The sequence below is a fragment of the uncultured Actinomyces sp. genome, from assembly GCF_963526355.1.
In the GTDB taxonomy this organism is placed as follows: domain Bacteria; phylum Actinomycetota; class Actinomycetes; order Actinomycetales; family Actinomycetaceae; genus Actinomyces.
Window position 1 is genome coordinate 1 of record NZ_CAUROW010000171.1, and the last position, 2,909, is coordinate 2,909.

At 66.7% G+C, this 2,909-nt stretch carries 4 protein-coding genes and 1 pseudogene; all 5 read left to right on the forward strand.

The genetic code is table 11. The annotated features are described in order from the left end of the window. Positions 1 to 452: pseudogene (locus tag RWR81_RS13320) on the forward strand (30S ribosomal protein S5); the annotation flags it as partial. After that, positions 452 to 658 (forward strand): 50S ribosomal protein L30, encoded by a 207-nt coding sequence (rpmD, locus tag RWR81_RS13325; protein WP_009403599.1) that lies wholly within the window; start codon positions 452 to 454, stop codon positions 656 to 658. The pseudogene RWR81_RS13320 and the gene rpmD, both read left to right, overlap by 1 nt. A gap of 1 nt (position 659) precedes the next feature. Next, positions 660 to 1,136, forward strand: a complete 477-nt coding sequence (rplO, locus tag RWR81_RS13330) for a 50S ribosomal protein L15 (protein WP_314458192.1) — start codon at positions 660 to 662, stop codon at positions 1,134 to 1,136. Between the two features lie 341 nt (positions 1,137 to 1,477). Further along, entirely contained in the window at positions 1,478 to 2,770 is a 1,293-nt protein-coding gene (gene secY / locus RWR81_RS13335; RefSeq protein WP_314458193.1) for a preprotein translocase subunit SecY, read from the forward strand. Positions 2,771 to 2,778: 8 nt separating this feature from the next. Further along, on the forward strand, positions 2,779 to 2,909 hold a 131-nt coding region (locus RWR81_RS13340; RefSeq protein WP_314458194.1), incomplete at its 3' end, for a nucleoside monophosphate kinase.

Genomic DNA, 2,909 nt, shown 5'->3' on the forward strand with positions numbered 1-2,909 from the left:
GCTACGGCAAGGCGAAGGAGGTCCCCGCCGCCATCGCCAAGGCCGTCGAGATCGCGAAGAAGAACTTCTTCCACGTCCCGATGATCCGCCGCACCATTCCGCACCTGGTCCAGGGCGAGGACTCCGCCGGAGTCGTCCTCCTGCGCCCGGCGTCCCCCGGTACCGGTGTTATCGCCGGCGGTCCGGTGCGCGCCGTGCTGGACTGCGCCGGTGTCCACGACATCCTGTCCAAGTCGCTGGGCTCCTCCAACGCGATCAACATCGTGCACGCCACGGTGGACGCCCTCAAGCAGCTTGAGCAGCCTGAGGCCGTCGCGGCCCGTCGCGGCCTGCCTCTGGAGGATGTCGCCCCGCAGTCCATGCTGCGGGCACGCGCCGAGGGCGAGGCCGACAAGCGCGCCCAGGCCGAGAAGCAGGAGGCCGAGAAGGCCGCTGAAGGAGTGGGTGCGTGATGGCTGAGTCCGCATCGAAGCAGATGACCAAGCAGCTCAAGGTCACTCAGATTCGCTCTGGCATCGGGGGCACCCACCGCCAGCGCGAGTCCCTCAAGACCCTGGGCCTGCGCAAGATCCGCCAGTCCGTCGTGCGCGAGGACACCCCCAGCGTGCGCGGCCTGATTGCCACGGTGCACCACCTGGTCACCGTTGAGGAGGTCTGAGATGGCTGACACCGAGAACACGCAGGAGGAGAAGGTGCGCGTCGTCAAGCTGCACCACCTGCGTCCCGCCCCCGGCGCCAAGAAGGCCAAGACCCGTGTGGGTCGCGGTGAGGCGTCCAAGGGTAAGACCGCCGGTCGCGGTACCAAGGGCACCAAGGCTCGCTACCAGGTCCGTCCCGGTTTCGAGGGTGGCCAGATGCCGCTGCACATGCGTCTTCCCAAGCTTCGCGGCTTCCGCAACCCCAACCGGGTGGAGTACCAGCCCGTGAACGTCGGCCGTATCGCCGAACTGTTCCCCGAGGGCGGCGCGGTGACCGTGGAGGACCTCGTCGCCAAGGGCGCGGTTCGTAAGAACCAGCTCGTCAAGGTTCTCGGCGGCGGCGACGTCGCCGTGGCCCTGACGCTCACGGCCGATGCCTGGTCCGGCTCCGCCAAGGAGAAGATCGAGGCCGCCGGCGGCACCATCGCCTCACGCTGACGACCCGTCGTCGGCGAGGGATCGGCTCCGTCGAGGTGAGCCGCTGACAGCCACAGACCCCGGTGGTCCAGGGAAACCTGGGCCACCGGGGTCTGTCGTGCCCCGAGGGCGATCCCCAGGAGGGACGACCACCTTTCGGCAAGAAGGTGCGCAGGGTCACCCGACGACGCAGAACAGGGGAGAGACGTGATAAAACCCGCACCTCATCGGCGTTGCGAGCCTGTCTCAACGCCCAGGTCGGGGGCTTGGCGGGGTAGTCTGGTGCGGGCGCAGTCCCCCTGCGCTCCGACTTGCTGCGTGCAAGCAAGACCGAACCCAACCCCGAGTCCACAGGAGATCGAGTGCTCAGCGCGTTCACCCAGGCGTTCAGAACGCCAGACCTCAGGGCGAAGCTGCTCTTTACCCTCGGCATCATGGCCCTGTTCCGGCTCGGGTCGATCCTGCCGGCACCCGGCGTCAACCTGGCCAACGTCAAGACCTGCATCGGTCAGACCCAGGACCAGAGGCTGCTCAGCCTCGTCAACGTCTTCTCCGGCGGCGCGCTGCTCCAGCTGAGCGTCTTCGCGCTGGGCATCATGCCCTACATCACCGCCTCCATCATCATCCAGCTCCTGCGGGTCGTCATTCCGCGCTTCGAGGAGCTCCACAAGGAGGGGCAGGCGGGTACCGCCAAACTCACCGAGTACACCCGCTACCTCACCATCGGACTTGGACTGCTCCAGTCGAGCACCATCGTGGCCACCGCCTCCAGCGGCCGCCTCTTCCCGGGATGCACCGCCGAGATCATCCCCGGCGGCTCGGCCGTCACCATGCTGCTCATGATCATCACCATGACCGCCGGCACCGGTCTCATCATGTGGCTGGGCGAGCTCATCACCGAGCGCGGCATCGGCAACGGCATGTCGCTGCTGATCTTCACCTCCATCGTGGCCCAGTTCCCCTCCAACATGTTCTCCATCGCCGGCGGCAACGGCGGCGCGGCCAAGTTCCTCATCGTCGTGGGCGTCGTCCTGGTGGCGACCCTCGCCGTCGTGTACATCGAGCAGGCCCAGCGGCGCATCCCCGTGCAGTACGCCAAGCGGATGATCGGGCGCCGACAGTACGGCGGCTCGACCACCTACATCCCGGTCAAGATCAACACCGCAGGCGTCATCCCGGTCATCTTCGCCTCATCGATCCTGGCCATGCCCCAGCTCATCGCCGGCTTCGGCAACCCCTCGAGCAAGTGGGTGGGGTGGATCATGACCCACCTGCAGCAGACCCACCCGATCTACCTGACCGCCTACGGCGTCCTCATCCTGTTCTTCGCCTTCTTCTACACGGCCATCACCTTCGACGCCGAGGAGATCGCGGACAACATGAAGCGCTACGGCGGCTTCATCCCCGGTATCCGCGCCGGCGAGCCCACCGTGCGATACCTGTCCTACGTCATCAACCGCATTACGACCGCGGGCTCCATCTACCTGGTGATCCTCGCCCTCATCCCGACGCTCGCCGTCATTTGGCTGGACCTGTCCCAGCACCTGCCCTTCGGGGGAACCACCATCCTCATCATGGTGGGTGTGGGCCTTCAGACGGTCAAGGAAGTCAACTCCCAGCTCCAGCAGCGCCACTACGAAGGGTTCTTGTCATGAGTGCACGCATGGTTCTTCTCGGTCCCCCCGGGGCGGGCAAGGGCACCCAGGCCGCTCGGATCGCCGAGCGCCTCGGAATCCCGGCCATCTCCACCGGAGACATCTTCCGCGCCAACGTCGCCGGCGCCACCGAGCTCGG